Origin of the sequence: Bifidobacterium sp. UBA6881 (assembly GCA_002451435.1) — a bacterium.
In the GTDB taxonomy this organism is placed as follows: domain Bacteria; phylum Actinomycetota; class Actinomycetes; order Actinomycetales; family Bifidobacteriaceae; genus Bifidobacterium.
Genome location: DKCF01000071.1, coordinates 16,381 through 17,232 on the forward strand (window position 1 = coordinate 16,381; position 852 = coordinate 17,232).

Below are 852 nucleotides of genomic sequence, written 5' to 3' on the forward strand. Positions count from 1 at the left end.
CGAGCAGACGCGCGGACGCGAAAACCCCGAACGGAGCCACGGATGGGAAAACATCGCGCCGTCATTCTCCGCGCTCGCGCTGCACGCGGGCTACGATCCCGCCGAACACCACCATTCGAGCGGCGTGCCGCTGTACCAGACGGCCGCATACGCGCTGCCGAACGAAGAGTACGCGAGCCGAATCGTGTTCTCCGAACTCGATGACGACATCTACTCGCGCATCTCCAATCCGACCACCGGAATACTCGAAAAGCGCCTGGCCGCGCTGCATGGGGTGAGCGGCGCCGTGGCGACATCCTCCGGTCTCGCCGCGTTGGGCGACGCCATCCTGAACATCGCGGCGGGCGGCGGGCGCATCCTCACCTCGTACCGGCTGTACGGCGGAACCGTCGCGGCCTTCTCGAACGTGCTGCCGGATTATGGCATCAGCTTCGACTTCGCGCACAACCCCGACGATCCGCGGTCCTGGGAGGAACGGATCCGCCCGGACACCAAGGCATTGCTCGTCGAAAGCGTGTCGAATCCGCTGAACGCCGTCGCCGACCTCGGCACGCTCGCCGGCATCGCGCACACGCATGGCATCGCGCTCATCGTGGACAACACGCTCGCCACGCCGTATCTGCTCAATCCATTCGATTTCGGAGCCGACATCGTGGTGTATTCGACCACGAAGAGCATCAATGGGCACGGCAACGCCATCGGAGGCATCGTGTTGGAAAGCGGCGCGTTCGATTACGCCAGCGGCCGATACCCGCAGTTCTCACGCAAGGCATGGACCCTGAGAACGCGCGACGGCCGCGAACGCAGCATCCTGGACGTCGCGCCGAACACGCCGTTCACCGCCAGGCTCCG

At 65.3% G+C, this 852-nt stretch carries 1 protein-coding gene; it reads left to right on the forward strand.

Features of this window, described 5'->3' with window-relative positions; translation table 11 throughout:
• A partial coding sequence (locus tag B3C64_RS05360; RefSeq protein WP_291534289.1) for an aminotransferase class I/II-fold pyridoxal phosphate-dependent enzyme occupies window positions 1–852 on the forward strand: 852 nt, incomplete at both ends.